This is a genomic window from Bifidobacterium asteroides (assembly GCF_019469425.1).
Classification (GTDB): domain Bacteria; phylum Actinomycetota; class Actinomycetes; order Actinomycetales; family Bifidobacteriaceae; genus Bombiscardovia; species Bombiscardovia asteroides_I.
Genome location: NZ_CP048272.1, coordinates 2095731 through 2120370 on the forward strand (window position 1 = coordinate 2095731; position 24640 = coordinate 2120370).

At 58.6% G+C, this 24640-nt stretch carries 20 protein-coding genes and 1 pseudogene; 11 read left to right on the plus strand and 10 right to left on the minus strand.

What is annotated here, in order from left to right; genetic code table 11:
- Positions 1-500: 500 nt before the first annotated feature.
- Entirely contained in the window at positions 501-776 is a 276-nt protein-coding gene (locus GYM67_RS08675; protein ID WP_220236473.1) for a hypothetical protein, read from the minus strand.
- A 654-nt stretch (positions 777-1430) separates the two neighbouring features.
- Here GYM67_RS08675 and GYM67_RS08680 point away from each other — a divergent pair.
- The 4 genes from GYM67_RS08680 (at position 1431) to GYM67_RS08695 (ending at position 5364) form a co-directional block, all read left to right on the plus strand.
- A complete protein-coding gene (locus GYM67_RS08680) occupies positions 1431-2516 on the plus strand; it encodes a hypothetical protein (protein WP_220236474.1) in 1086 nt (361 codons plus the stop codon).
- Positions 2517-2526: 10 nt separating this feature from the next.
- On the plus strand, positions 2527-2688 hold the full coding sequence (locus tag GYM67_RS08685; protein WP_220236475.1) for a hypothetical protein: 162 nt from the start codon (positions 2527-2529) through the stop codon (positions 2686-2688).
- 214 nt (positions 2689-2902) lie between these two features.
- Positions 2903-3457 (plus strand): DUF805 domain-containing protein, encoded by a 555-nt coding sequence (locus tag GYM67_RS08690; RefSeq protein ID WP_220236476.1) that lies wholly within the window; start codon positions 2903-2905, stop codon positions 3455-3457.
- Positions 3458-4281: 824 nt separating this feature from the next.
- On the plus strand, positions 4282-5364 hold the full coding sequence (locus GYM67_RS08695) for a hypothetical protein (protein WP_220236477.1): 1083 nt from the start codon (positions 4282-4284) through the stop codon (positions 5362-5364).
- A 717-nt stretch (positions 5365-6081) separates the two neighbouring features.
- Here the strand turns inward: GYM67_RS08695 and GYM67_RS08700 are convergent.
- Positions 6082-6267 carry a hypothetical protein gene (locus tag GYM67_RS08700; RefSeq protein ID WP_220236478.1) on the minus strand — a complete coding sequence of 62 codons (186 nt, stop codon included), beginning with the start codon at positions 6265-6267 and terminating at the stop codon, positions 6082-6084.
- Between the two features lie 23 nt (positions 6268-6290).
- Complete coding sequence (locus tag GYM67_RS08705; RefSeq protein ID WP_220236479.1) at positions 6291-6458, minus strand: hypothetical protein; 168 nt, start codon at positions 6456-6458, stop codon at positions 6291-6293.
- Positions 6459-6635: 177 nt separating this feature from the next.
- Here GYM67_RS08705 and GYM67_RS08710 point away from each other — a divergent pair, with 177 nt between their 5' ends.
- On the plus strand, positions 6636-6929 hold the full coding sequence (locus tag GYM67_RS08710; RefSeq protein WP_220236480.1) for a hypothetical protein: 294 nt from the start codon (positions 6636-6638) through the stop codon (positions 6927-6929).
- A gap of 213 nt (positions 6930-7142) precedes the next feature.
- Here the strand turns inward: GYM67_RS08710 and GYM67_RS09470 are convergent, their stop codons facing one another.
- A complete protein-coding gene (locus tag GYM67_RS09470) occupies positions 7143-7298 on the minus strand; it encodes a tyrosine-type recombinase/integrase (RefSeq protein ID WP_220237483.1) in 156 nt (51 codons plus the stop codon).
- 27 nt (positions 7299-7325) lie between these two features.
- Positions 7326-7646 carry a site-specific integrase gene (locus GYM67_RS08720; protein ID WP_220236481.1) on the minus strand — a complete coding sequence of 107 codons (321 nt, stop codon included), beginning with the start codon at positions 7644-7646 and terminating at the stop codon, positions 7326-7328.
- Positions 7647-9315: 1669 nt separating this feature from the next.
- Here GYM67_RS08720 and GYM67_RS08725 point away from each other — a divergent pair.
- A complete protein-coding gene (locus tag GYM67_RS08725) occupies positions 9316-9969 on the plus strand; it encodes a flavodoxin family protein (protein ID WP_220236482.1) in 654 nt (217 codons plus the stop codon).
- Positions 9970-10070: 101 nt separating this feature from the next.
- Positions 10071-10721: an NAD(P)H-binding protein gene (locus GYM67_RS08730; RefSeq protein WP_220236483.1), complete on the plus strand. Its 651-nt coding sequence runs from the start codon at positions 10071-10073 to the stop codon at positions 10719-10721.
- Between the two features lie 187 nt (positions 10722-10908).
- On the opposite strand, the gene GYM67_RS09315 is transcribed toward GYM67_RS08730, so the two are convergent.
- Together GYM67_RS09315 and GYM67_RS09475 are read right to left on the minus strand one after the other, a co-directional pair.
- A complete protein-coding gene (locus GYM67_RS09315; protein WP_258561494.1) occupies positions 10909-11136 on the minus strand; it encodes a hypothetical protein in 228 nt (75 codons plus the stop codon).
- Positions 11137-11145: 9 nt separating this feature from the next.
- Positions 11146-11629: pseudogene (locus GYM67_RS09475) on the minus strand (ECF transporter S component); the annotation flags it as partial.
- Positions 11630-12017: 388 nt separating this feature from the next.
- Here GYM67_RS09475 and GYM67_RS08740 point away from each other — a divergent pair.
- Complete coding sequence (locus tag GYM67_RS08740; protein WP_220236484.1) at positions 12018-12617, plus strand: substrate-binding domain-containing protein; 600 nt, start codon at positions 12018-12020, stop codon at positions 12615-12617.
- A gap of 206 nt (positions 12618-12823) precedes the next feature.
- Here GYM67_RS08740 and GYM67_RS08745 read toward each other — a convergent pair whose 3' ends face one another.
- Positions 12824-13117: a hypothetical protein gene (locus GYM67_RS08745; RefSeq protein ID WP_220236485.1), complete on the minus strand. Its 294-nt coding sequence runs from the start codon at positions 13115-13117 to the stop codon at positions 12824-12826.
- Positions 13092-13649 carry an extracellular solute-binding protein gene (locus GYM67_RS08750; RefSeq protein ID WP_309485631.1) on the minus strand — a complete coding sequence of 186 codons (558 nt, stop codon included), beginning with the start codon at positions 13647-13649 and terminating at the stop codon, positions 13092-13094. Before GYM67_RS08750 ends, GYM67_RS08745 begins: the two co-directional genes overlap by 26 nt.
- Before the next feature lie 388 nt (positions 13650-14037).
- On the opposite strand from GYM67_RS08750, the gene GYM67_RS08755 reads away from it, so the two are divergent.
- A complete protein-coding gene (locus tag GYM67_RS08755) occupies positions 14038-17826 on the plus strand; it encodes an RCC1 domain-containing protein (protein ID WP_220236487.1) in 3789 nt (1262 codons plus the stop codon).
- A 508-nt stretch (positions 17827-18334) separates the two neighbouring features.
- Here the strand turns inward: GYM67_RS08755 and GYM67_RS08760 are convergent.
- The gene (locus tag GYM67_RS08760) at positions 18335-21466 is read right to left on the minus strand and encodes a cation-translocating P-type ATPase (RefSeq protein WP_220236488.1); all 3132 of its coding nucleotides are present in this window, start codon (positions 21464-21466) and stop codon (positions 18335-18337) included.
- A 1097-nt stretch (positions 21467-22563) separates the two neighbouring features.
- On the opposite strand from GYM67_RS08760, the gene GYM67_RS08765 reads away from it, so the two are divergent.
- Positions 22564-23874 (plus strand): AAA family ATPase, encoded by a 1311-nt coding sequence (locus GYM67_RS08765; protein WP_220236489.1) that lies wholly within the window; start codon positions 22564-22566, stop codon positions 23872-23874.
- A 17-nt stretch (positions 23875-23891) separates the two neighbouring features.
- On the plus strand, positions 23892-24560 hold the full coding sequence (locus GYM67_RS08770; protein WP_220236490.1) for an RloB family protein: 669 nt from the start codon (positions 23892-23894) through the stop codon (positions 24558-24560).
- The last annotated feature ends 80 nt before the right edge of the window (positions 24561-24640 follow it).

Consider the following 24640-nt stretch of genomic DNA (forward strand, 5'->3'; position numbering starts at 1 on the left):
CAAAAACGCTGCGTGGATGTTTACCAAGTCGAAATCACAATATATATATAAACACAGCCGAAATCATCAAGGCCTTCACCCCCATGGCAATCTGCCGCTTCACACTGCCTGAGCCTAGCCAGCCCCAGCAGTGATTATCGTTCGATCACCACACAGCCGACCTGCGGACACTGTGAATCAGCCCGCTTGGAATCGGAGTCTCGGATCGGCAGCTTCCCCTTAATTCACTCAGCAACTATTAGGCGGCTCTGGGACGCTTGCTTCTATATAGGATTACACATGGCTGCGGTTTTTATATTCACGCCCGAGAGATGAAAGACATCAACGTACGGAAGGTGCGGATCAGATTGGCCAGTTGTGGACGATTCGCCACCATTGTGGTCTTCCCGGTACAGCTTCTGCCCCGGCTGCAATAAAGACGGCATTATCAGTAGGCAAGCATAGGCCAGAAACATAATATCCTGCTCACATGGCGTGCGTGGTCCGTCGGGGGGGGGGGGTCAACCCTGATGTTCATCTCGCTTATCCGCCCTGCCGCAGAAGGACTCTTCTCGTTGACGATTCGTTTCCTGCCGGTAGATGTTCAGGGCATCCTGTATGCGTTCGCTCAAGCGCCTGCCCCCATCGGCCTCCTTCAGCAGGTGCTCATGTGGCGGCTTCAGGTCATAGCCGCATTTGGAGAAGATGTTCATGCACTGCTCCGTCGGATCCTTGCCGAAGTGCGCGCAGACCATGGCGAATTCCGCTATGGTCAGCGGAACACCGGTCATATGCATGACGCTGTACATTTTGCGGCAGAAAAGCCTAAAAGCTCCGCCAGGTCAGTGATTGAGGTGACGGAACCCGTTTCATGAAGCCAGCTCTTGATCAGAACAACCGACTCCTTATTGGCTTGATTGGCTTGATGCATCTGCTAGATTTCATCAAAAACCAGTTTACGGTACAGTCAAGCCCTTTTCGGACAGTGACGATCACGTTTCGGGCCCTTCTTCGATAAGCTAGGAAAAATGTCTGGTTCCTTCTGGAATACCAGAATTCAAGCATAGTTAATTAAAGGATTTGTAAAAATTTAGAATTTTGGTGTATTCTCTCCTGGAGAAGCCTTAGCGGTTGCGGCCGAAGCTTGTATTGCAACCGGCAATGACGCAAACACTCACAGGGCTTGTGGATGCTGAATGAGCCAACAGAGTCCAGGTCGGCGTGGAAGAGGAGGCACAGAGCAGATGAGATGTCGCCAACGGCGGTCCAGCCGGGGCGCGCATATTCAGGACCAGTGGAGACCGGCGACCAACAGCCAAGTTTTATCACCGGAAAAGCTGCCTCATTGAGGCAAGAATATTTGAACATGCACGCGGCTTGCTGTAGCACGGGTCTTGGTATTTAAGCTGGTGATATAGGAAACCCTATGTATTCGACAGGAAGAGAGAATCATGGGCAGGGACGAGGACAACCAGGAGACCAGGGGTCCGGCTGATGCCGGCGGATCCGGCGGCCGGCCTCCGCAGGAGGATGATCCGCAGCCGGGTGGTGATGGCCTGCCTCCGGCCATAGAGCCTGGGGGCGGTTCGGGCCCGGCAGGCAGGCCCCGCCCCAAGTGGCTGGCGCCGGCGATCATCCTGGTGGTCGTGGCCGTGCTGGCCGTGGCCGGCCTGGCCGTTTGGAAGGCGTCCTCGAACAGGAGCCACGACCAGGCCCTGGCGCAGTGCTCCCGGCAGGTGCGCGCCGTGAAAGATTCGGAGCAGCAGGCCGAAGCGGCCGCCTCCACCTACCTCCAGGCCTTCGCCGTGAAAGAGGAGCAAGTCAAGGACACGAAGACCGTGAAGGACCTGGCCAAGGCCGTCGGGAAGGCCAAGCACACCCAAGTCCAGGCCTTCACATGCCAGGCGTCCATGCCCGCAGGCGACCTGCAGGCCATGGCCGGCAAGGCGGAAATGACCGAGGACGTCTACCGCAGCCTGGACAAGGCCGCGAAGGCGGTGCTGGCCTCCCGTGATGCGAAAAGCCTGGAGGACGCGAAGACGGCCTTGAACGCGAAGAAGGACGAGGCGTCAAAGCTTTTGAGCGACTCCGACGGGAAAGTGGCGGACAACGCCGTCCGCGACAGCCTGCAGCAGGCCATCAGCCAAGCCGGCAGCATCAAAGGCAACAAAGCCAGGGACTATCAGGACGCGGCCGCAGCCCTGCAGTCGGCCATGGACCAGGTGAACACGTCCATCCAACAGAAAAACCAAGCCGGCCAGGCCGCCCCGCCAGCCCAGGCGGCTCCGGCCGCCCAGCAGCCGGCCCGGCGTCCGGCGCCCGCCCAGCAACGCCCGGCCCCCTCTACTAGTCGGGTGCGGCAAAGCTACACGCCCTCCCACCAGCCCGCATACAACCATGGCAGCGGATCCGCGCCAGCCCCCGCAGCACCCGCGCCAGCAACACAAGAAGACACTTCAAACTGGCGCGAGAGACTCAAGAACCAAAAACCATATGGAGAAGCCTGTAATTCGGCTGGAGTATGTGGTATTGGCTGATTGATTGAGAATGTGCCGGCGGGACCGGTTGCTGGCAGGCGGCCTCATGCTCTGGATGATCCGCCGGGACGCCCAGGGACGCGAAGACCTGTATGCCGCCTACGCCCAACCCGTCCGGACCCACGCCCTTGGCGAGGATCAGGACGACCCCGACGGCCGGCGGTACGGGTAGCCCCGCTGAGCATGCATGATCCGCGCCCTTGAAAGGGCGCGGACCCCCTGATTCCTCCCGCCCGGGGCTCTTCCTCTTCCCTCTCCCGGACGGGCCCGGCGGAAGCCCGGCGGCCTTCTGCCCCTTCATCAGGCCGCCGCCCGCTCCGTCCCCTATTCCAACAACAACTGTTCGCGGCCCAACAGAAGGTCCGCATGAAAGGACCATATCAATCATGATTGCATTGTTCGAGAACCGCCCCGCCCGGACGGACCTGATGCGCGGCGAGGACGCCATGCCCGACGCGACCCTGCGTGAATGCCTGCAACGGCCGTTCCGCCTGTACGCGCGCGCCCGGGGGCGGGCCAGCCGCAAGGAGATCTGGGTGTTCAACATCTGGTACGCCTTCATGTCCGGCTGCCTGGGCGGCCTGTTCCACAGCGGCGCCCTGACCATCATCCCCCTGTTGTGGGGCCTGGCGTGCATCATCCCCTCCATCGCCCTGGAGATGCGGCGGCTGCACGACCTGCTCCTACCCGGCTGGCTGGTGGTCGTGCCCTACCTGTTCAATATCCTGGCCCTGATCCTCCTGGCCAACACGCTCATGGCCATGATTGAAGGCGACGAGCCCAGGGGATCCATGATCCCCGGCATGTTCATGCTCCTGGCCGCCGTGGTCTGCCAGCTGTTCATCCTGTGCTGGCCCTCCCGGTACAAGCCGGTCCAATACCCCAACAATCAAGCCATGCCCAACAACCAGGCCAACCAATGGTACGAGCAGCCCCGCTGACCGCATCCGCTCCGCGCCCGCCGAGGGCGCGGCGCACCCTTGAGCACTTCCTTCTCAAACTTCTTTGGTAACCTCCTATCTCTAGTTGCCTCTATTATCTCGGCCCGGCAGAGGCGCCACCCTCACCTCGGGGATGGCTGGACACGTCGGCTGACGGGCTCCTTCCCGCTGCCGATGCCTCATTCTTCCCGCCTGCATCCTGGCCGACGCGGACGAGATGATGCGCGGGGAAGCGGACTTGATCCCCTCATCTCGGCTCCTCCGCTGTTACGCCGTCACGGATCCTCGTGGCGGACAAGCCGGGGCGGTCTCTTTTCCCCTTGCCGCCCCGGCGCATACTTCGATAGACAGCCTGACCTCACGGCGCTACAGATTCGGACAGCGAGCTGCCGGCGCAGGAAACCGGCGAAAAACACAGACATTTCGACCCACCATGACGGCGGGTTCACCCCGCCTTGATATCGGCCCACAGCCGTCATCCGATCATTCTTCCCCGATCTCCTCCCCTTTAATTTTCAAGGGAGGCCCATGAAGGCATCAGCAAAGCAACCCCCTCGACCCTGCCGGCGCCTCTTCATGCCTGGGGCCCGGAGAACAGCACGACGCCTCAGGGCCTACGCGGAAGCCTCCCATACGTTCAGACAAGTAAACGTGACCGACCCAGGAGGACGACGACCCCACCCGGCCCCGCGCGGTCGCATCGTGTCCATGTCGGCGTGGAGTCGGATCCGAGAGCGTCACCTGGGATCGCCCGTGGCGAGGGACCGGGTATCTTAAGCTGGTGATGCGGAAACCCCTATACGCGTCAACAGGAGGAGTGGATAATGAGCGGGGAAGAGGATGACCGGGAGACGGCGACCCTGGCCAATGTCGATGAATCCGGCGACCAAGCGCCGCAGAGGGGGCATCCGGAGCCGGACGAGGATAGTCTGCCGCCGACCATCGAGCCCGCGGGCGATCCGGAGCCGGCGAGGAAACCGCGCCCGAAGTGGCTGATCCCCGTGGCGGCGGTGGTCGTCGTGGTGGTGCTGGTGGCAGCCGGTCTGATCGCCTGGAGGGTGTCCTCGGGCAGGAGCCACGACCGGACCCTGGCATCATGCTCGCGTCAGGTGCACACCCTGGAGGGTTCTGAGAAACAGGCCGCGGGATCCTCCTCCGACTACCGCCAGGCCGTGGCGGTGAAGGCGGATCAGGTCAGGGACGCGAGAACCGTGACGGCCATGCAGAAGACCGTCAGGGACATGAAGAACGTCAGGCCGCAGGCGCTCAGATGCGAGGCATCCATGTCCACAGGAGACCTGCGGGCCACGACCGACAAGGCGAAGAGACTCGACGACCAGTACCGGAGCGCGAACAAGGCTGCCGAAGCGGTGCTGGCCTCCCGTAATGCGAAAAGCCTGGATGACGCAACGGCGGCCTTGAACGCGAAAAAGGATGAGGCGTCGAAACTCCTAAGCGATTCCGACGGGAAGGTGGCGGACAATGCCACCCGCGACGGCCTGCAGCAGGCCATCGACCAGGCCGACCAAGCCAAGGGCGGCAGGGCCAAGGACTACCAGGACGCGGCCGGCGCCCTGCAGTCGGCCATGGACCAGGTGAAAGCGTCCATCCAGCAGAAGAGCCAGGCCGACCAGGCCGCCCAACAGCAAGCCCAGGCCGCTCGGCAGCCGGCCCGGCGTTCGATGCCCGCCCAGCAACGTTCGGTCCCCTCCACCAGCCGAGGGCGGCAAGGCTACACGCCCTCCCGCCGGCCCTCATACAACCCCGGCGGCAGAGGCGGCAACTCCGCGCCTGCCCCCGCAACACCTCAAGGCGGAGGAAGTGGTGGATTCGATTGGAATAGTTGGGTGCAACAACATAGCCGACCGAGCCAATGTCAGAAGGGTCAGGCTTGTGGTATTGGCTGATTGATTGAGAATTTGCCGGCGGGACTGGTTGCTTTGGACGGTTCCCATCCTGCCGGCGTTATTTGTGGGCGACCATAATGGCCGTCCCCTTCATAGCAGCGGAAGGGAATCATCAATGAAGCTGCCAGGAGAAGCAAATGCCTGGACGGGTCGGCTCCGGCATCTGGCTCCGGGCACGGCCCGTAAGGCGGCGGCCATAGCCGTGGCCGGTGCCACGAAGTCGGCCGGTTGGTCGCGGCCGATCCGCCGGTTGCACCCCGTTCCTACGGGAATCATTGTCACCCTCGTTTCCTGTCAGCTACAGGTTCGCCCTGTATGAGCGGAAAACGGGGTGCAACCGGGAAATTCCCAGAAAGAGAAGCATGAAACTATCGAAGGCCTAGAACGATTGGGTGAAGAGTTGAAGCACAAGGAGGAGGCGGCCACAGGGTTCGTGCCTGCCTGATAGCCTAGCGCGAATCAACCGAGAATGTGCAGCAAGTGTGGGCCGCGTACCGGGTGGACGCAAGACGGTGGCGGCCCGTTTGCATAGCGACAACGCAAGGTAGCACATCATCATGGCGCCGTCGGCCCTAACCGAGGTTGCTTTGAGCATGAGTTGGACCGTCCGGTTCCACGGGTCGTCCTGTAAGGCGCGGACGGCCCTTTGCTGTACCTGTCCGTTTCGTCCACGAGCCACAGCAGGGTCGCTTGCAGGGCCAGGTGTTGGTGTGGGTGTCAGGCGGCGGACTGCTGCAGGTAGGCATTCATGGCCTTCCGGACCAAGACCGACAGCGGAAGATGCTCCTTCGTGGCCTGGGCCTTGGCGCGCTCATCCAGGTCCTCGGGTGTGCGGACCCTCCAGGTCGTCATTGTCCGAACGCCCCCCCCTCTGCAGGGCCGGCCCACCTTCAGCTCGCTCATAGGTTGCTCCTTAGGTATGTGTCTTAGATCCTCCACGGGTCCTGGGCCGTCATCGCATGGAAGATGACGGCCTCCCCGTTTGCTGCGGTGTCGGCAAACACCTCGATGTAGTCCTGCTCCAGGACGATGGCGTATGCCAGCTCCTCGGGTTCGACCCTGTGCTTCAAGGTGCTCCGCAGTATTCTGACCATGATCAAAGTGTGCTGCAAATATATGCTGCAAACAGTCCCATAGGCGTGGAAGCCCCCGGTCTTGCAGCCAAGCGAATATTCCTGGTGCGTTTTCTCCTCCCTTCAGAAAGCCGACCAACCCTACGCCGTGGAAAAATATGCACCCGAAGGATCTGACCGCACCCTATCATCCAAGGCATGCACATCCCCGACGACGTCAGCCAGATTCCCGGCTCCCGCCCCTCTTATGTGTCGGCCGCGAAAAATCGTCAGGAGAGACTGACCCTGACCTTGCACGAACGCCTCGATGCGGTCATCGACCAGGAGTCCCACCCGGAGCTGCCCGATCCGGAGAGGAAACGCCTCGCAAGCCTGCACAAGCAGATCCGGGAGGACCTGGCCTCCATCCGCTATGGGGCAAGCGAAAGCACAGTGAAAGATCTGGAGACCAGGTACTCGACCTCCGGCCTCCAAGCCGGCCATAACCTTTGACCAAGCTGGAACTGCCCTAGTCAGCAGAATAGCGGGTCCTGCAAGTATTCGTTATTCTCTCCTGCCAGTATCCTGTCGATCAGGGGTATGGGCAGCCCATAGACCTCCAGGATCTTCTCGGGCTGCACCACACGCGCCCCCTTTATGGCTCCGGTATGAGAGCATGTCATCGACCGCCTGCCTGAGATCGTCGGTGCTGTCATAGACATAGGCCTATGTCGTCGCCAGAGACTCGTGGCCAAGGAGCGACTGCACCTTGACCACATCCCCCGTAGCCTCCCACAAGTCCGTGTCGAACCGTCGTCTGAAGAAGTGAGGCGGCCACCCTGTTCCCTTCTTGACCAGCGCGTAGGCCGTGTCGGAGCAGATATGGCCTTTATGCCCGCCCGGAAAGAATTACCCGCATGAAGGAGCTGACAGCTCCCGGGCCAGCCCATCACTCAGGGGCAGCATCCTGTCATTGCCGCCCTTGCCATGGACCAGCAGACTCATACCGGCCAGGTCCTCCATGAGGTCACCCGTCCTGGCGGCTATGGCCTCGGATCTTCGCAGCCCCGCTTCACAGAACAGCCTGATCAGGAGCCGCACCCGGGAATCAACATGGTTCAATCTCCGATCAACAGCCGCCTGCGGGACGGGCTTCTGTTTCTTCCTTCTTCGCTTGACTGTGGGAACGCCCTCCATGGGATTGTTCGTTATTACCTCTTCCTTATGCAAACAACCATAGAAGGATCTAAGGGAGTTGACGTCGGATCTGATTAAACTCGTGGAGATCCCCTGGTCAGCCAGGATATGATGTCCTGGGTCTGCACGTCCTCGGGTTCTTTCCAATGTAAAGAGCAAACTGCGTAACCAGATATTACCGGTGCTCCACGGTCGCAGAAGTATCGTCATGAGCCCGCAATGAAGACACCCGATCATCCACGCGCCCCACCCTCTCAGACGGCGGTTGCCTGTGTTTCAGAAACTCCATGCCGGCTCTCCTTGCCATACGCATAAAAAAGCCGGCATGGCCGGCGAATCACTACGGTGCGTCAATAACAAGTTATCGTACAGGCCCCATAAGGCTGAAGCCAATAATCATAGTCATCAGTTCGATTTCCGCCCATGTCATTCTCCGCTTACTCGTCCCCAATATCCTAAGTCGTGGGTTGTGGGTTCGAGTCCCACGGGGGGACACCTTAGGAGTATGGGGTGCCGGTTATGCACTTTAAGCAGAATCGGCGAGCAATATGTAGCCCATGGTGTTGTCATGTCGCCGTTTGCGGCGGGAGGCTATTGCATTCTCCCTGCTATAACTGTTGCTTGGCCTTGGCCAGGGAAGGGGCGCCTATGAAAGCGCTGGTGACCATCATGAATGCTCCGAGCCTTCTAGCTTAGCCGTCACAGTCTGTATGCAGACAAAGGCTGGAGCCTACAGCTTTTTGAGCATGCCGGCCTTCATGCCTGGTTGCTCAATCACAGTCGGATCTTTAGCGGATTTGCATCCTGCTGATCTCGGTCCTGCTTTACGCCTTCACTCACAACACCCCCTCAAAGCAAGCCATAAGAATGGCCCTCCGATGAGGGGAAACCGGTCTTGCCGCATCGCCCTCGCGGCAGGCTGCAAGCCAAGAATACGGGTTTTGCGTCTGCTCACACAGGCGAAGAGCGCACCAGAACCCCCACCTCTTGTTCATTGACTGCGTTTGGCGGGTTCCGAGGGGCCTGCCACGCTTGTCTGATCGGGGAAATGGATGAGCGGGTGCTGCGGAGCGCCTGTGACTGTTCGATGGCAAGACCGTCAAAGGCCATGGCCGGATATGCCAGGACCGCAGGGAGGACGCAGCGCATGTCCTGGAATCAGAGTTGGACTTCATGCAGACGGCCCGCCTGGCTGAGAGGGGCAAACACACGAATAAACTTTGACGCAACGTGCGGGCCATGGCACGTCTTCTGAGCCAGCCCCTCAGGTGTGTTGCGCGGGCTATGGCGCAACGCCACCCGGCCGACGGGGTCTATCGACCATGGAAGGTCGGATTATCCGCAGACCAATCCAACCTGCCGGATATGGCCACAATCTAATAAACCAGCAAAAATTTAGTTATGTCCGAGCGCTAATCATGGGAGGGGGGGGGGGTAAGGACCTGCATGTGCCATAGAGAGCCACTGCGCGGCCAGCTAGCGGACAGCAGCGGCGCATAAATAAGAAGAACAATGTAGCCGAGCGGTGTTCATCAGAAGACAGAAACAGTTGACCATGATATTCGGATGCATCTTGTGCAGAATCCATATGACCGGTTTGCTGGTGATGCCATGGACTCCTTCAGCTGCTAGTGTAAGGCGATTTGCCTTCAAGCCGGGTTGAAGCAATACCATTCAACCATCCAGGGAGAAAGGCTCACAAATGGCGAAGAATCGTTGGAAGGCCCTAGCCACACTGGCGGTGGCCCTGCTGCTGGGTCTGGGACTCGGGGCTTTGATCTGCTATGCGGCCTTGGAACCATCTTCGGCACTGGACCAGACCAGGGTCAGGACCCAGGAAGGAGCCGCCATGCTGGGCGGGGATAAAGCCGGGCGGGCATACGCCAAACCGCGGCACATAGGAGCCGCAACCAAGAAAGTCTTCCTCAACGCCAGCCGGAATGTCGACGGGAACACCTCCTCCCTGGTCAAGGAACTGATGGGAGGTCAGGACTACAAACAGGTCAACCTGGCTGAATACCACATCCCTCAGGTCGGGCAGGGCGACGGGGACTTCAACCGCGTCTGGGAACAGCTCAAAGGAGCGGATGTGATTGTCATCGGCACGCCCGTCTACTGGTCCAACATGTCCGGATACCTGAAGACCTTCATCGACCACGTCGATGTCAACGATGATCTCAAAGGAGCCGACCTCTACCTGATCGTACAGGGGTCGGACAGTGACCAGACCAGGGCCATCAACGCCACTTACGGCACCTTGGACCGCGTGGCCAGACGGTTCGGGCTCAATCTCGTCGGCATCGCCCAGAGCAAGGACCAGGCTCAGCACTTGCAGGCAGTCATGCTAGGAAAGTAGGCTGCGCCGATCACCGGCACGACAAGGCTGTGGCATCCGGTCATTGCCTCTCAGCACCGGCCCCGGGCTGAACAATGAAGAGTGACAAGGAAAGGAAAACCATGAACCTGCTTATTCTTGCAGCATACGGACAGATAGCCCGCATCGTCGAAGACCGCATCCTGTCCGAACCGGAATTCAAAAATGTCACACTCACCCTGGGACTGAGAAAGAGCGACCGTCTCCGCAGGCTCGGGGCCAACCCCCGTGTGACCGTGGCCGAGGTCGACCTGGAAAACCGGAGAGACATCGATGCCGTCATGAAGGGACAGGACCTGGTTTTCGTGGACGTCGTCGACCACGACCCCGACAACGCCATGACCCGCAACGTGATAGCCTCCATGAAGGCCAATAAGGTGGGCCGCGTCATCTTCGCCAACGTCGCCGGCATCTATGGCGAGGTCCCGGGGGCCTTTGGCAGATGGAACGCGGAGATGGTCGGCAGGGGTCTACCCACCGCCGCAGCCTCCGACCGCCTTCTGAGAGAATCAGGCCTCGACTACACCACCCTCCGCCTGTGCTGGCTGACGAACCGCGACGAGGTCCGATATGTCACCACAAAGCGGGACGAGACCTTCAAGGGGGTATCCGGATCCAGGAAGAGCGCAGCCGACCTGATCCTGCGTATCGTCAAGGACCCGGCCATCGGCGCGAATGACAGCCTGGGAATAGCTGACCCCACCACAGAAGGATCCGACCGGCCCGTCTACTGAGAGCGTCTTGGAGCCAAACCGAAACACGAATCGGCTTAGAGGCCGCCACCTCCGATGGCGGGGATGGGATTATGCCCATGCCCGTTATAGAAACCAGGCAGCGGAATCTACTTGCCTCCTGCAGGCAGGTCTTTGGCGATTCTCGACGTATAAGTGCCTTGCCGCCAGTCAGCCAGGTTGTCTATGACTAGATGCGACGCTTGGCCCTCGACACAGCCACATTGAGCAGGTTGGCGGTTGGGTTCACCCATGATCGCGACCCGCCGCCTTGGTTGCCTGGTCGACCGCCAAGAGCCAGGAAGGCCACATCAGCCTTCCTTCCCTGGGAGGTGCGGCCGGATGTTGTCGCGGAAAGGCCTAGGGGCGATTCAGCCGGATCTTCAGCGGTATCATCATCCTCATCAATGTCGTCCAATTCTTCTTTGCCGCTGTCGACAAGATTCTCCCCATGGAAGAGGAGACCACCGAAACGACGATGTTCTTCATAGCAACCACCAGGGCGGCCGTCAGGACGGATATACCGTTTACGTCTGTAGCGCCTCCATATGCGATCACCGTCACCAGAGAGACGGTGATCGCATCGACAAGGGCGCAGGCCAGCCAGACAAGCATTGAGTCCCACGTCTTCTTGAAAAGACCAGCCTTGACCATGTAGGCATAAGGCAGGTAGACGGAGTTGGCGGCCAGGGACAAAAGACATTGGTGGGCAACCCGCACAAGGCTGCAACCCAGGAGCCTGGCAGGCAGGCGATGACCGTGGTCCCGACCATATCCAGGAAGAGCGGAAGCTTCAATGTCGAGCTCAGCGTACTGCCGACGACATTGATTCCTACTGCAATGGGCATCAGAACCAATGATTTCATAGAGAACTGTGCAGCGATACCCGTTAAAAACGATCTTGCCGTCATTCTCTGCGCAGCCTTTAGTTCTTGCTTGGTTTCCCTTGCAAACAACCAACTATCGTTGCCATCGGGCCGCTGACGTCATTTTGAGAGAATTCTTTCTCAAAAAAACTTTCCCAAACTGAAAGAAGCAACTCTCCAAGGATGTGTCAAATAGGGCAAAAACTGCGAATGCCGACGGCCGGCGGCCTGAACCATACGGCGGCGGACACATGGCGGCAGGGAATCGGACGGCCATCCGAGATGTGGCCATCAAAGAAACCTACCAGCTGAACGCCGATGTCTGGATATTATTTGCGACGCAACCGTTCTTTGCAAGGCGGGCAGACTCAAGCAGGATCATCCGGTTGCCCTGGCCGGGGATTGCCTCAGCGATCGCAGCTTGGATGCAATCATGATGCCCAACATCGAGGCGGCCAGATACGCCGCCGGCTGGCTTGCACGGCATTCCAAGGCTCGGATCGCCATGATCATGGCTTCGGCCGACCACTATGTGCGCGACAGCGCCGAACCCGGTCTCATGCCGGAATGCATCGCGCGCTCACGTGACCGCAATACCGACTTGCTGCTCCATGGATGCCTTCCGGCTCTGCAGAACCATGGCCTCCCCGCCGACTGGGACATCAGCATCGCAGTACCGGGACGGGTTCAGGTCGTCTGTTTCGACAACACCCGTGAATCCCGCTATTCATCGCCCCCGCTCACCACCGTCGATTCTTTTATTGCGAAGTATGCGCTGATGGCTGTAGAGCCGCCGATAGCACGTATTGAGGGATACGATGCTGGCCCGCAGGTGTTGACGGACTGGCTATCGTCTGGCCGAGCGGGACACCACGCGCCGCTGACTGAAGGCCGACTCACAGCACAGGGGCAGTGCCGCGGCTTCCGTCCTGTCTGCTCTTCGAAGGTTCATGAAGTGATTCTAATTGCCGGTATTTCTGCAGCGGACGGCAGGCGGCAACCAGGAGGATTAAGGCGATCAGGCTGCCGATGATGCTGATATCACATAAGGACACCAGCGCATTACTTGCCGACCGCTTGACCGCGAGTCCGGCAGCAGGAGCCCATCCATTTCAGATGCCCGCCGCCCCTTTCCGGCGACAGAAAGGTGCCATCGCACTTGGAAGCCCTGATCCCTGGCATACTAATCGTTTACCGCCTCTGAAAAACGTTTCGCCATAGTATGCCTTGGAGATATGGTCACCGGAAAACGCGGCTGGCATAGACGCTGAAAATTATATTCCTGAAATGCGGATCTGCGTTTTTCGAAGCCTGAGCCAGCACTTCATTGATCTTCTGCCCTCCGAAGTATGCAATGGGTTTGCCTTCACCGTCTTTGGCGGTGGTTGAGTTCAGGAAATCCTTATCCGCCAGAGTCTTGTAGTCGGCCGGAAACGTTCCCGCGCCGACCCTTAGATTGATGGCGCCAAGGTCATGGGACGCATATTCTATGAACTTATAGGCAACGTCAGCTTTGGATGCCTTGTCGATCACCGCTAGGACGGAACCGCCATTCTCTGAATTGTGCTTCTCCCCTGCCTTTCAGACAGGCATGGGCACCACCCGCCATTCTCCGGCCGTCCGAGGAGCTGAGGACACAAGATTCGGCAGTATCCACGCTCAGCTGAGCAGGGCAGCCGTCGACCAGTCGCCAGGCTGTGATTCCATTCGTCGGACCAGACGGAAAGCTTCTTATCGACAAGATCCTCTCTGACATCTTCTGCCAGTAGTCGATAAACCTCTGGGTCCCCTTGTCGCCTGTCAGGTTGATGGTGACATTCCGCCCATCGTCTGAGGCGCTATAGGGGTAGCCTCCGAATGCCCGGATCATGGATTTGAAGAAGCCTGCATCGCCCGCGTCGGCCTCGATGTACGAACCAGCTGCTTTGGTCTTCCTGGCAGCTTCGTAATATTCATCCCAGGTCCTCGGAGGCTCCCCCACTCCCGCCCTGTCGAGAACCTCCTTGTTGCAGAACAGAGCCATTGGGCCGGGGTCCATGGGCAGACCGCAGATGCCGCCGCTGATGGCCTACGAAGACCAAGTGCCTCTGGCATAGTCCTTGCTGAGACCCTTTACATTTTTTTATCTGGTACTCAGGAAGGTCCTCGTAGCTGAATTGCGCGGCATCAGGCAAGCCGGAGCCTGCGGCAGCAGCGTTGTTCAGCGATTTGCACTGATCGTTGCCAACGACGGCTGCAGAGGTGCACTTTTAGCGGCCATGGCTCTCTTGAATGCGGGTGCAAGGAGGGCACGGCACTTCGCTCGTCCTGGCGACACCCTCGGACTGGGAGAGTGTTGGTGCGCGTGGTACGGTGATAGGCACGGCCGGGCTGTCCCCGGCGCGCGGCCACAGCCCGGCCAGGGGGGGTCCAGGGCACGGTTGCAACTCTGCGGAAAAGAGGGTTTTTCTATTATGCGTCAGCGTCCGAGCTTGGCGGCCGCCGCTCTGGCCATCCTCCTGGCCCTGTCCTGCGCTCCTGCCCTGGCCGGAGGATCCAGCAGCCCATCGGAAGCAGCCACACCCGCCACCCTGGAAAACGCCGGGAAGCAGGACCCCGAAGCCCCCCGCCCGGATAGCCGGCAGCCCGACGCCGCTGGCAGCACGCTGACCGCAGCCCCGTCATCATCCCCGCTGGCCACGTTCTCGCCCCTGAGCCACACGACCCTGACGCCTGCATCACCCACGCGCGGCACTTCCGGCGATGCTGCCACAGCCCAGGCCCGGTCCCCCGCAGTCCGGACGGTCAGCTTCGACACGGCAGGCGGCGGCAGCGTCGACCAGCAGACCATCCCCGACGGTGGCCAGGCCAGCCGGCCCAGCCCCGACCCGTCCAGGGGCGGGTATGCGTTCGACGGCTGGTTCCAAGGCGACATCGCCTACGACTTCACCCAGCCCGTCACCGGCAGCATCACCCTCACCGCCCGATGGACCAAGGCAGACACCCAGCACTGGGCCATCAGCCCCACCCAAGGGCCCGCAGCCGGAGGCGCCAATCTCACCCTCACCCCGCCAGCACAGCGCGGCATCAAATTCAGCCAGGCCAGCCTAGGCTACATGCATTCCGCGGCCATCGGATCCGACGGCAACCTCTACACCTGGGGATACAACGGCGAAGGCCAGCTGGGCGACGGCACCAACACCGACCGGACAAGGCCAGTCCAAGTTGAAAAGCCCCAAGGCGCACCCGACGGATTCACATGGACACAAGTCAGCCTAGGCGACTATTATTCTGTGGCCATGGGCTCGGACGGGCAGCTCTACGCCTGGGGAAGCAACAACTACGGCCAGCTGGGCGACGGCACCAACACCGACCGGACAAGGCCAGTCCAAGTTGAAAAGCCCCAAGGCACATCCGACGGGTTCACATGGAAACAAGTCGACATTGGCTGGTATCATTCCGCAGGCATCGGCTCGGACGGCAACCTGTACACCTGGGGATGGAACTATTACGGCCAGCTGGGCGACGGCACCAACACCGACCGGAACACGCCGACCCTGGTCGGCAAACCCCAAGGCGCACCCGACGGATTCACCTGGACACAAGCCAGCCTAGGTGGCCGCCATTCCGGGGCCATAGGCTCGGACAACAACCTCTACACCTGGGGATGGAACAGCAATGGTCAGCTGGGCGACGGCACCACCACCGACCGAAACAGGCCGGGCGTGGTCGACAAGCCCCAAGGCGCACACGACGGATTCACCTGGACACAAGCCAGCCTAGGCGGCTGGCACTCTGCGGCCATGGGCTCCGATGGCCGCCTCTATGCTTGCGGATTGAACTTCAACGGGCAGCTGGGCGACGGCACCACCAACGACAGCTACAGGCCGGTCCAGGTCGTCAACCCCGCAGGCGCGCCAGCAGGGTTCACCTGGGAACAAGCCAGCCTAGGCAACTCTCATTCCTCAGCGTTCGGCTCGGACGGCCAGCTCTACACCTGGGGATGGAACCAGTACGGGCAGCTGGGCGACGGCACCACCAACGACAGGAGCACACCGACCCTGGTCGGCAAGCCCCAAGGCGCGCCCGCCGGGTTCACCTGGAAATACGCGATCCTAGGCAGGTATCATTCCGCAGCGTTCGGCTCGGACGGCAACCTGTACACCTGGGGCGAGAACAACCCTGGCCAGCTCGGACGTGACGTCACCGAAGCCACGCCACAGGGCAGGCCGGGCGTGGTCGTCTTCCCTGGCGCCGCCACGCCCACCAGTGTCCTGTTCGGCCAGGCCAAGGCCACGGGGAGGATCACGCCTAACCCTGACGGCACCTGGCAGGCGTCCACGCCCAAGCATGCCCCGGGGGCCGTGGACGTGACCGTCGTCTGGAACAGGAACGGGCCGCAGCCGGACGCGCACCTGCAATACACGTTCATCGCCCCCGAACACCAGGTCGGCTTCACCTCCAAGGACAGCGCCTGCCCCGCCCCCACGGGCATGCCCCCCAGCCAGGCCGTCACCCAGGACGGGCAGGCGGAACGCCCCCAGCCGGACCCGAAAGCCGACGGCTGCCTGTTCGACGGCTGGTTCCAAGACAATGTGGCCTACGACTTCACCCAGCCCGTTACCCATAACATCACCCTGACCGCCCGGTGGACCAGGACGGACACGCAGCACTGGACCATCAGCCCCGCCCAAGGACCCGAGGCCGGCGGCACCAAGGTCACCCTGACCCCGCCCACGCCGCGCGGCATCCGCTTCAGCCAGATAAGCCTCGGCAGCAGCCATTCCGCAGGCATCGGCTCCGACGGCAACCTGTACGCGTGGGGAAACAACAGCAGCGGCCAGCTGGGCGACGGCACCACCACCGACCAGAACAGGCCAGTCAAGGTCGGCAAGCCCCAAGGCGCGCCAGACGGATTCACCTGGAAACAGGTCAGCCTAGGCGGCTTTCATTCCGCGGCCATCGGATCCGACGGCAGCCTCTACACCTGGGGAAACAACAGCAGCGGCCAGCTGGGCGACGGCAGCACCACCACCACCAGCCGGAGCACGCCAGTCAAGGTCGGCAAGCCCCAAGGCGCTCCCGACGGATTCACCTGGACACAGGTCAGCCTGGGCGACCAGCATTCCGCGGCCATCGGATCCGACGGCAGCCTCTACACCTGGGGAAGGAACAACTACGGCCAGCTGGGCGACGGCAGCACCACCAGCAGCAGCACGCCAGTCAAGGTCGGCAAGCCCCAAGGCGCTCCCGACGGGTTCGCCTGGACGCAGGTCAGCCTGGGCGACCAGCATTCCGCGGCCATCGGCTCCGACGGCAACCTGTACACCTGGGGGTACAACTTCAACGGCCAGCTGGGCGACGGCACCACCAGCAGCCAGGCAAGGCCAGTCAAGGTCGGCAGGCCCCAAGGCGTTCCCGACGGGTTCGCCTGGACGCAGGTCAGCCTAGGCTTCAACCATTCCGCAGCTTTAGGCTCCGACGGCCAGCTCTACACCTGGGGAGGCAACCACTACGGCCAGCTGGGCGACGGCACCCAGGTCGACAAGCACACGCCGACCCAGGTCGGCAAGCCCCAAGGCGCGCCAGACGGATTCACCTGGAAACAAGCCAGCCTAGGCAGGTGGTATTCCGCGGCGATCGGCTCCGACGGCAGCCTCTACACCTGGGGAAGCAACGGCGACGGCCAGCTGGGCGACGGCACCCAGGTCGACAAGCACACGCCGACCCAGGTCGGCAAGCCCCAAGGCGCGCCAGACGGATTCACCTGGAAACAGGCCAGCCTAGGCTTCAACCATTCCGCAGCATTAGGCTCCGACGGCAGCCTCTACACCTGGGGATACAACTACTACGGCCAGCTGGGACGCGAACCCTCCAACGCCTGGCCGGCCAGCCGGCCAGGACCGGTCGGCTTCCCCGGAAAACCACAAGCCACCAGCATCTGCTTCGACCAGACCCGGTGGCGAGGCGCCTGCCTTGCCGCCGGCAAAAACCTGGCGCCCAACCCCGACGGCACCTGGAACGCCACCACGCCCGCCTACACGCCAGGCCCCGTCCCCGCAGCCATCGACTGGACCCAGGACGGCATACCACAGGAAACCGACACAAGCAACACCTACCGGTACCTGTCCATCGCCAGCCTGCCCCTGACCGGAGGAAACGGCATGCTCCTCCTGCTCGCCACAGGACTGCTCGCCGCAGGAGCCGCCGCAGCCGCCAAAAACCGACGACAACAAACCCAAACAAACACTTCACACGAGTAAGCAGCCCGGGCCACACCCCCAACAGGACCCAGGCCAACAGGCGGCCCCGCCACCCCCAACACGACGGAGCCGCCACCACACCCAACAACCCTACAAACCACAACCAGACCCCAGCCGGACCAACCACACACCGCCAACAAACAACCACACAACAAACACAATCAATGCCACCAAGATGCATACCTAGGCTTCAAGATAAGATTTCCGACAAACCACAGTTTGAGTCAAATAGCACCCATCGCTCCTGAATGATTCGATATGCAAGACCTTGGCGACTGCAGGGGCGCCAAAACCGTCGACAGCGCAGATGCAGCAGCACTGAGCAGCGTAGAGGCTCTCCTCTACCTGAGGGGAGGGCACTTTCGTCACAAAGCAGTCAAGGCAATCGGCCTGGGCGGCCTTCCTAGGCTGGTATCGAGCGTACCAACAGCCGTATAGCGTCAAAGCGGATTACCCTCCCCCCCCCCCGATCGGCAGCACTACACAGGGAACCGGGAGGGCGAAAGGGTCACGCCCGCAGTCGTCTGACTGCCCACATGGCCAGTTTGCGCAGCTCAGAAGCGACCAGGACCAGAGAGGCCAGCACGATGCATTCCAGCCAGGCCTGGGGCCGGAGGGGGACAGTCCCGAAGGCCTCGCCCAGGAAAGGCAGATAGACCACAGCCATCTGCAAAAGGATGGAGACGCCGATGGCGCCCCAGAGCCAGAGATTGCCGAACAGGCCCAGGAAAGCCGATCTCCGGGATGAGCGTGAGGCCAGCGCGTTGAACAGCTGGGCGAAGACCAGGATCGTGAAGCCCATGGTCCGCGCCTCACGCATCTGCGCCTCATGGCCGATCGCCTGGACCGACCTGTCAGTGAAGAGACCGCCACTCAAATGCATGTCCATGCCAATCAGGGTCACCAAGGCCATGACCAGGCCGATATAGACGATGTCGACCCACATGTTCCGGTCAATCACCCGGTCGTCGATGGACCGGGGCGGACGGCCCATCAGATCGTCGCTCTGCGGGTCCACTCCCATGGCCAGGGCGGGAGCCGCATCGGTCAGAAGGTTGATCCAGAGCAGCTGAGTGGCCAGGAGCGGCACGGTCACGCCCGCCACACCGGGCTGCGATATGCCCAGAAGACCCGCAAAAACCACGCCCCCGAAGACCGTGAAAACCTCGCCCATGTTGGAGCTGAGCAGGTAGCGCAGGAACTTGCGGATGTTGTCGAATATGCCCCGGCCCTCTCGTACAGCCTGGACGATGGTGGCGAAATTGTCGTCCGCCAGAATCATCTTGGCCGACTCCTTGGTGACCTCGGTCCCGGTGATGCCCATGGCCACGCCGATGTCCGCAGCCTTTACAGCAGGGGCGTCGTTGACGCCGTCGCCGGTCATGGCCACGACCTTGTCCTGGTCCTGAAGCGATTCGACGATCTTCAGCTTGTGCTCGGGGGCCACGCGAGCGTAGACGGAGACCTTGGAGGTGGTCTCCCGAAGCTGGTCCGCATCCATGGCATCCAGCTGCTCGCCGGTGCAGGCGGGGCCGCCGGGTTCGGTGATGCCCAGGTCACCCGCGATCCTGGCCGCAGTGAGTGGATGGTCGCCAGTGATCATGATCGTTCTGATGCCGGCACTGTGAGCCTGAGCCACAGCCTGGCGGACCTCAGTCCGAGGCGGATCGATGATGCCGACCATGCCCGCCCAGATCAAATCGCTTTCCAAATGGGCGCTCTCCTGGAATACCTTGTCCGCAGACAGGAGAACTGCGGAAGCACGCTGAGTCTCCTTAGACAAACGGTCCGTCTGGCCTGTCCCAATCGTGCTTGACGGCCTCTCCCCCTCGTCATCTTCGGTCAGGGACGACAGTTCCTGACCGGATACAGGCCGGAAAGCCTGTCCTAGAGTCCTGTAGGCATCGCCGGACAGATGGCTGACCTGGGCGAGTATCCTCTCCCGATCAGCGCTAGTCATAGGCCTGACCTGGCCGTCTTCGAGAATCCGGTCGCACCGGCCGAGCAGCACATCGGGAGCACCCTTGCAGAAGAGGCGCGATTGCCCTTCGCTGCCGTCACGCGGAGCGGCCAGGACCGACATGAGCTTGCGCTCGGACGTGAAAGGAATCTCAGCCAAACGACGGTAGCCGTCAGCCTTGGCATCAGCGCCGACTTTGCGAGCGGCGACAATCAGAGAGACCTCCGTGGGATCGCCGACGCTCTGCCAGTGACCCTGCCCGGATCCAGACTGGGCCTGGGAATCAGGTTCGGCCTCGACCGGCTGCCAATGCAGGTCTCCGTCGTTGGCGATGGCCCCGACCATCAGGGTCTCTTCCACTGCCTCAGCCAGAGATGAACCAATGGTATCTGTCAGTTGTTGATCATCTGACCCACTGGCCTCGACCGGCTGCATGGTTCCCTCCGGAGCGTACCCGGTGCCAGTGAGCCTGACCTGCCCCGAGGGGACGACCACCCGTTCAACGGTCATTTCATTACGTGTAAGAGTTCCTGTCTTGTCGGAGCAGATGACTGATGCCGATCCCAGGGTCTCCACCGAGCTGAGCTTCTTGACGATGGCATGATGCTTGGCCATGCGCTGCACGCCCAGGGCGAGAACCACAGTCAGGATGGCCGTCAGCCCCTCCGGCACAGCAGCTACGGCCAGGGATACGGCCATGAGCAGGGAATCAATCAGATCCTGGGTTGTCTGAAAGCCTTCCATCAGGGCCAAAGCAGCCAAAACCAGGGCGGCAATCAAGCAGACGGCCAGTCCGAGGAGCTTGGAGACGCGGGCCATCTCCTTCTGTAGGGGCGTGGGTTCCTCCTGGGTATCAGCCAGCATGTCGGCGATCTTCCCGACCTGGGTGTCCATACCAGTAGAGGTGACGATCATGCGCCCGTTCCCCTGGGTCACTGCGGTGCCGTTGAAGACCATGTTGGTTCTGTCGCCCAGAGCCTTGGGCTGGTCAAGCCGACCGGGCCGCTTGCCCACCGGCAGCGACTCGCCGGTCAGCGATGCCTCGGCCACGCGCAGACCTGCGGCCTGGAACAGTCTTCCGTCGGCGCCGACCGAATCGCCTTCAGCCAGGACTACTACATCACCAGGCACGATCCTGCTGGTCTCCAGGCTGACCACCCGGCCGCCTCGCAGCACCGAGGCGTGCGGGGCCGTCATGCTCGCCAGAGCATCCACAGCCCGCTCGGCCTTAGCCTCCTGAGCGTACCCCAGGGCGGCATTAAGGATGAGGATGATCATGATGACGATGGCATCAAAGGGCAGGGGCTCTCCGCCTCCTGATGCCGGATGTGAGCGTTCCACCACCCAGGCCACCAACGAAATGGCCGTGGCTGCCAGAAGCAGATAGACCAAGGGGTCCTTGAACTGTTGAAGGAACTTCCTCCATCCAGGAACGGGAGGCGCTCCAGCCAGCTCATTAGGACCGAACCTGTCCAGCCGACGCGCCGCCTCGGCCTCATCCAGGCCCCGGTCGGGGTCAACATTCAGGGCAAGGGCAACCTGATCGACACCTACTATAGAAGGGTCCTTGAGGACGGGGCCATTCACGCTGCGCCTCTGCTCATGGCCCCGCCCTCCAGCCGGGATCACGCCGGTATCTGTCGATTGCTCATGCTTGGGGTCGCTGGTCAACCCAGTCATGCCACTCTCCTGCTTATGCCACGGAGTAGTCAACGCTTCAGAGGCCCGTTAAAAGAAATCAGAAGCGGCCAGACCAAAACGTTGCGTGGATGCTTGCCAAGTTGAATTTATAATATACATAAACACGGCCGAAGTCGTCAAGGCCTTCGTCCCAAGGCAAAGCAATCGCATTACGCGACGATGATATCTGTACAAAAACAAGTCTATCGGACGTGGGCTTGCAGGCTAAATTAACTACGGTAAATCTACTTATTGCGCAACATGGGCACGAACTGTCGGCTATGCTTCAGAGCATTTTCATAAGTATAATTCAATATATAGTCAGACGGAATAAACAGTAAGCGAATAAGGCCGCCTACTCCTTGCCGAACCACAGACTTCTTTTTACCAAACCCGAACAGCTTAAATTGTCTTGCATATATAAGCTGAACTTTCACACATGCAACAATGCACAATTGTGTAAGGTGACCCTAGAAACATTGTTTGTTTAGCCTCGTTGCTGACTTGATGATATGCTACCCAACGCAATACCTGCACCACGCGTGGAAACCTAAATACAAACACTCCAAGCCCTTACTGAAATAAGGGGTCTATAAGCACTTTTTGCATAGCACCCCGTCAGAAGCATGGTGCAGACCAGTTTAACTAGAGTCTGTATTTCGTATAGTAAGATTATAATGTCCACTTTTTTGCAAAGCTATAATATTAGGCTTCCCCATGTGTAATTAGATATAGCGAGAGCAAAACTTAAAAGACTCGGTATTATGACAAACTGTCGCGCAGTTTATTCATTATCTCATTTATTAGCAAATATCTCTTTCCAATAAGATTCACAAGTTTTAATTTGTTAGTATTGTTTTCTAATCACTTACGAACTTAGAACTTATCGAGCTTATATACTCAGAATGTCTAACATCAGTTAAGATATATTTATATATATATTTCTATATTACAAATGCTTCCTGCTGGGAGAAGCAAACATTTAGGAAGAGCCAGTATCATTAATATAATCTACACAACACTGTTTCTCGCGAAAAATCGCTTTACTTTTCATTATTGTGCTAGCATGAAAAAAATAAGGGAAGGCGCCAGAACTTATGTTAATCAGCTTCAGCGTAGCAAATTATGGCTCAATTAAGGAAAAGCAAATCCTTTCTTTAAGGCGATATCAAAGCGGCATGGAAAGTCGTATTGTAATTGATGACGAACTAGCCGGTAATGATATTTCCCCAGTTGCAGTGATATACGGCGCGAATGCATCAGGAAAATCTACTTTCCTCCATGCTCTTTCTTTCGTCAAAAAACTAGTTTCGACATCCGCTCTAAGGCCTGTTGGGCAGCCTATCCGCGTCCCGTTCTTCGCTTTATCAGAGCAAACAAGGTCAGAGCCTTTTCGGACTGAAATCGTATTTACAACAGCTAAATCAGAATATAGTTATAGATTCGAAATTAACCGCAAAGGCAACGTGTCCAACGAGGAGCTATTACGAATAAATCCTGCTGGAAAACGAAGATCAATTCAGACAATCTTTTCCAGACAAACAGAGAAAGGACAGCGCGACATAATCAAAACTTCGTCGTATATGCATGGAGCAAAAAAACATATAGTCGATAGTACAAGGCCAAATTCACTCTTCCTTTCTAAAGCAGCTCAAGAGAATAATAAAGATATTTTAGATGCGTATGAATGGTTTGTACCACCAGAAGATAGCCAGGTCAAGGCCATCGATACGCCTAGTCTGAGCGTTGCTCTATTTGAGAACGATAAGGAATTCCAAAAATGGGTATTACAACTAATAAAAAAATCTGATTTAGGCATCGGCAATATCGAAATAATACCACCAACAACAAATCCACCAAAAGAATTAGTAAAATTATATAAGATGATGAATGAGAGCGACAACAAGCAACAAGATGATGCAACAATAAATAAACTGCTTAGGATGAACAGGCATCCGGCCTTATATCATTACGGCGAACAATCTAAATCCGTCCGCCTGGATTGGCATTATGAGTCTGCTGGAACTTTAAGTTTGTGGGACCTCGCAGGAGGCTTATACACCTGCCTAAAAAAGGGATTGCCTTTCTGGATAGACGAATTGTCTGACTTGCATCCTGCCTTAATGCGCCAGCTCGTATATATCTTTCAGTCTAAACGATCCAATCCGAACAACGCTCAAATTTTATTTACGACTCACGATATAAGTCTACTTGGAAATTTCGGCGGACTAGGATACGCATTAGACAGGGATCAAATATGGTTTACTGAGAAAGATGCCAACGGAGCTACCAGCCTATACCCGCTGACTGACTTTGATCCGAGACGAGATGCAAATACAGAAAAAATGTATATTGGTGGGCGCTTTGGAGCTGTACCCCTGATCGACGATTTGCCTACCTTTGCGTAATAAGCGATAATTCAACTATGCAGGCCAGGAAGAGGAGATTCGACTCTACAAGAAGAAGCAGAAAACGGAAACCGGCGTCGCGTATCTTTGTAGCGTGTGAAGGACAAACGGAGCGTGCTTATTTTCGATATTTAAATACTGAATTACGAACATCTGGCATCCAGATAAAACCTTATTCTGATAAATCAGATCCAAGTGAAGTCGTAGAAGAAGCAATAAAGGCAAATAGAGGGGACCTACATAAAGGCGTGGATGAAGGCTACTACGACGAGGTTTGGGCAGTATTCGATTGGGACGGTAGAACGGAACAGGTTAGAAAAGCCAAACACCTTGCAAAGAAAAATCGCGTCCACGTTGCGCTGTCAAATCCAGCATTTGAACTATGGCTGGTGTGGCATTTCCTTGATTACATGAACCCTTCATGCGACCAAAAGGAGACGTTAAAAGAATTACAAAAAGTGTGGCCAAATTATAAAAAAGGCATGGACATAGATTTCACAACACTACCTCCACATAGTTGCAACGATGCTCGCTCTAGATCCCAGAACGCCAGAAAAGCGCATAAGCAGCATAGATGTTATTTCCCGAACAATAGACCATCTACTGATATCGACTTGTTAATTGAATACCTGATATCTGCATGGAAAGACTGGCATGGGAATTCTTCCATCTGCCCTATCCTATAACTGTCGCAAGCACTAGGACCATTATAGATTTTAAATTATTATGCATACTATTATTAAAGGTTTTTCGTTAGAATAATATG

Bases quoted from the DNA above. Each gene is read 5' to 3' on its own strand.
- GYM67_RS08755 (WP_220236487.1), top strand. From the start codon at position 14,038: ATGCGTCAGCGTCCGAGCTTGGCGGCCGCCGCTCTGGCCATCCTCCTG.
- GYM67_RS08730 (WP_220236483.1), top strand. From the start codon at position 10,071: ATGAACCTGCTTATTCTTGCAGCATACGGACAGATAGCCCGCATCGTC.
- GYM67_RS08675 (WP_220236473.1), bottom strand. From the start codon at position 776: ATGCATATGACCGGTGTTCCGCTGACCATAGCGGAATTCGCCATGGTC.
- GYM67_RS08695 (WP_220236477.1), top strand. From the start codon at position 4,282: ATGAGCGGGGAAGAGGATGACCGGGAGACGGCGACCCTGGCCAATGTC.
- GYM67_RS08725 (WP_220236482.1), top strand. From the start codon at position 9,316: ATGGCGAAGAATCGTTGGAAGGCCCTAGCCACACTGGCGGTGGCCCTG.
- GYM67_RS08740 (WP_220236484.1), top strand. From the start codon at position 12,018: ATGATGCCCAACATCGAGGCGGCCAGATACGCCGCCGGCTGGCTTGCA.
- GYM67_RS08710 (WP_220236480.1), top strand. From the start codon at position 6,636: ATGCACATCCCCGACGACGTCAGCCAGATTCCCGGCTCCCGCCCCTCT.
- GYM67_RS08770 (WP_220236490.1), top strand. From the start codon at position 23,892: ATGCAGGCCAGGAAGAGGAGATTCGACTCTACAAGAAGAAGCAGAAAA.
- GYM67_RS08700 (WP_220236478.1), bottom strand. From the start codon at position 6,267: ATGAGCGAGCTGAAGGTGGGCCGGCCCTGCAGAGGGGGGGGCGTTCGG.
- GYM67_RS08765 (WP_220236489.1), top strand. From the start codon at position 22,564: ATGTTAATCAGCTTCAGCGTAGCAAATTATGGCTCAATTAAGGAAAAG.
- GYM67_RS08760 (WP_220236488.1), bottom strand. From the start codon at position 21,466: ATGACTGGGTTGACCAGCGACCCCAAGCATGAGCAATCGACAGATACC.
- GYM67_RS08685 (WP_220236475.1), top strand. From the start codon at position 2,527: ATGTGCCGGCGGGACCGGTTGCTGGCAGGCGGCCTCATGCTCTGGATG.
- GYM67_RS08705 (WP_220236479.1), bottom strand. From the start codon at position 6,458: ATGGTCAGAATACTGCGGAGCACCTTGAAGCACAGGGTCGAACCCGAG.
- GYM67_RS08680 (WP_220236474.1), top strand. From the start codon at position 1,431: ATGGGCAGGGACGAGGACAACCAGGAGACCAGGGGTCCGGCTGATGCC.
- GYM67_RS08690 (WP_220236476.1), top strand. From the start codon at position 2,903: ATGATTGCATTGTTCGAGAACCGCCCCGCCCGGACGGACCTGATGCGC.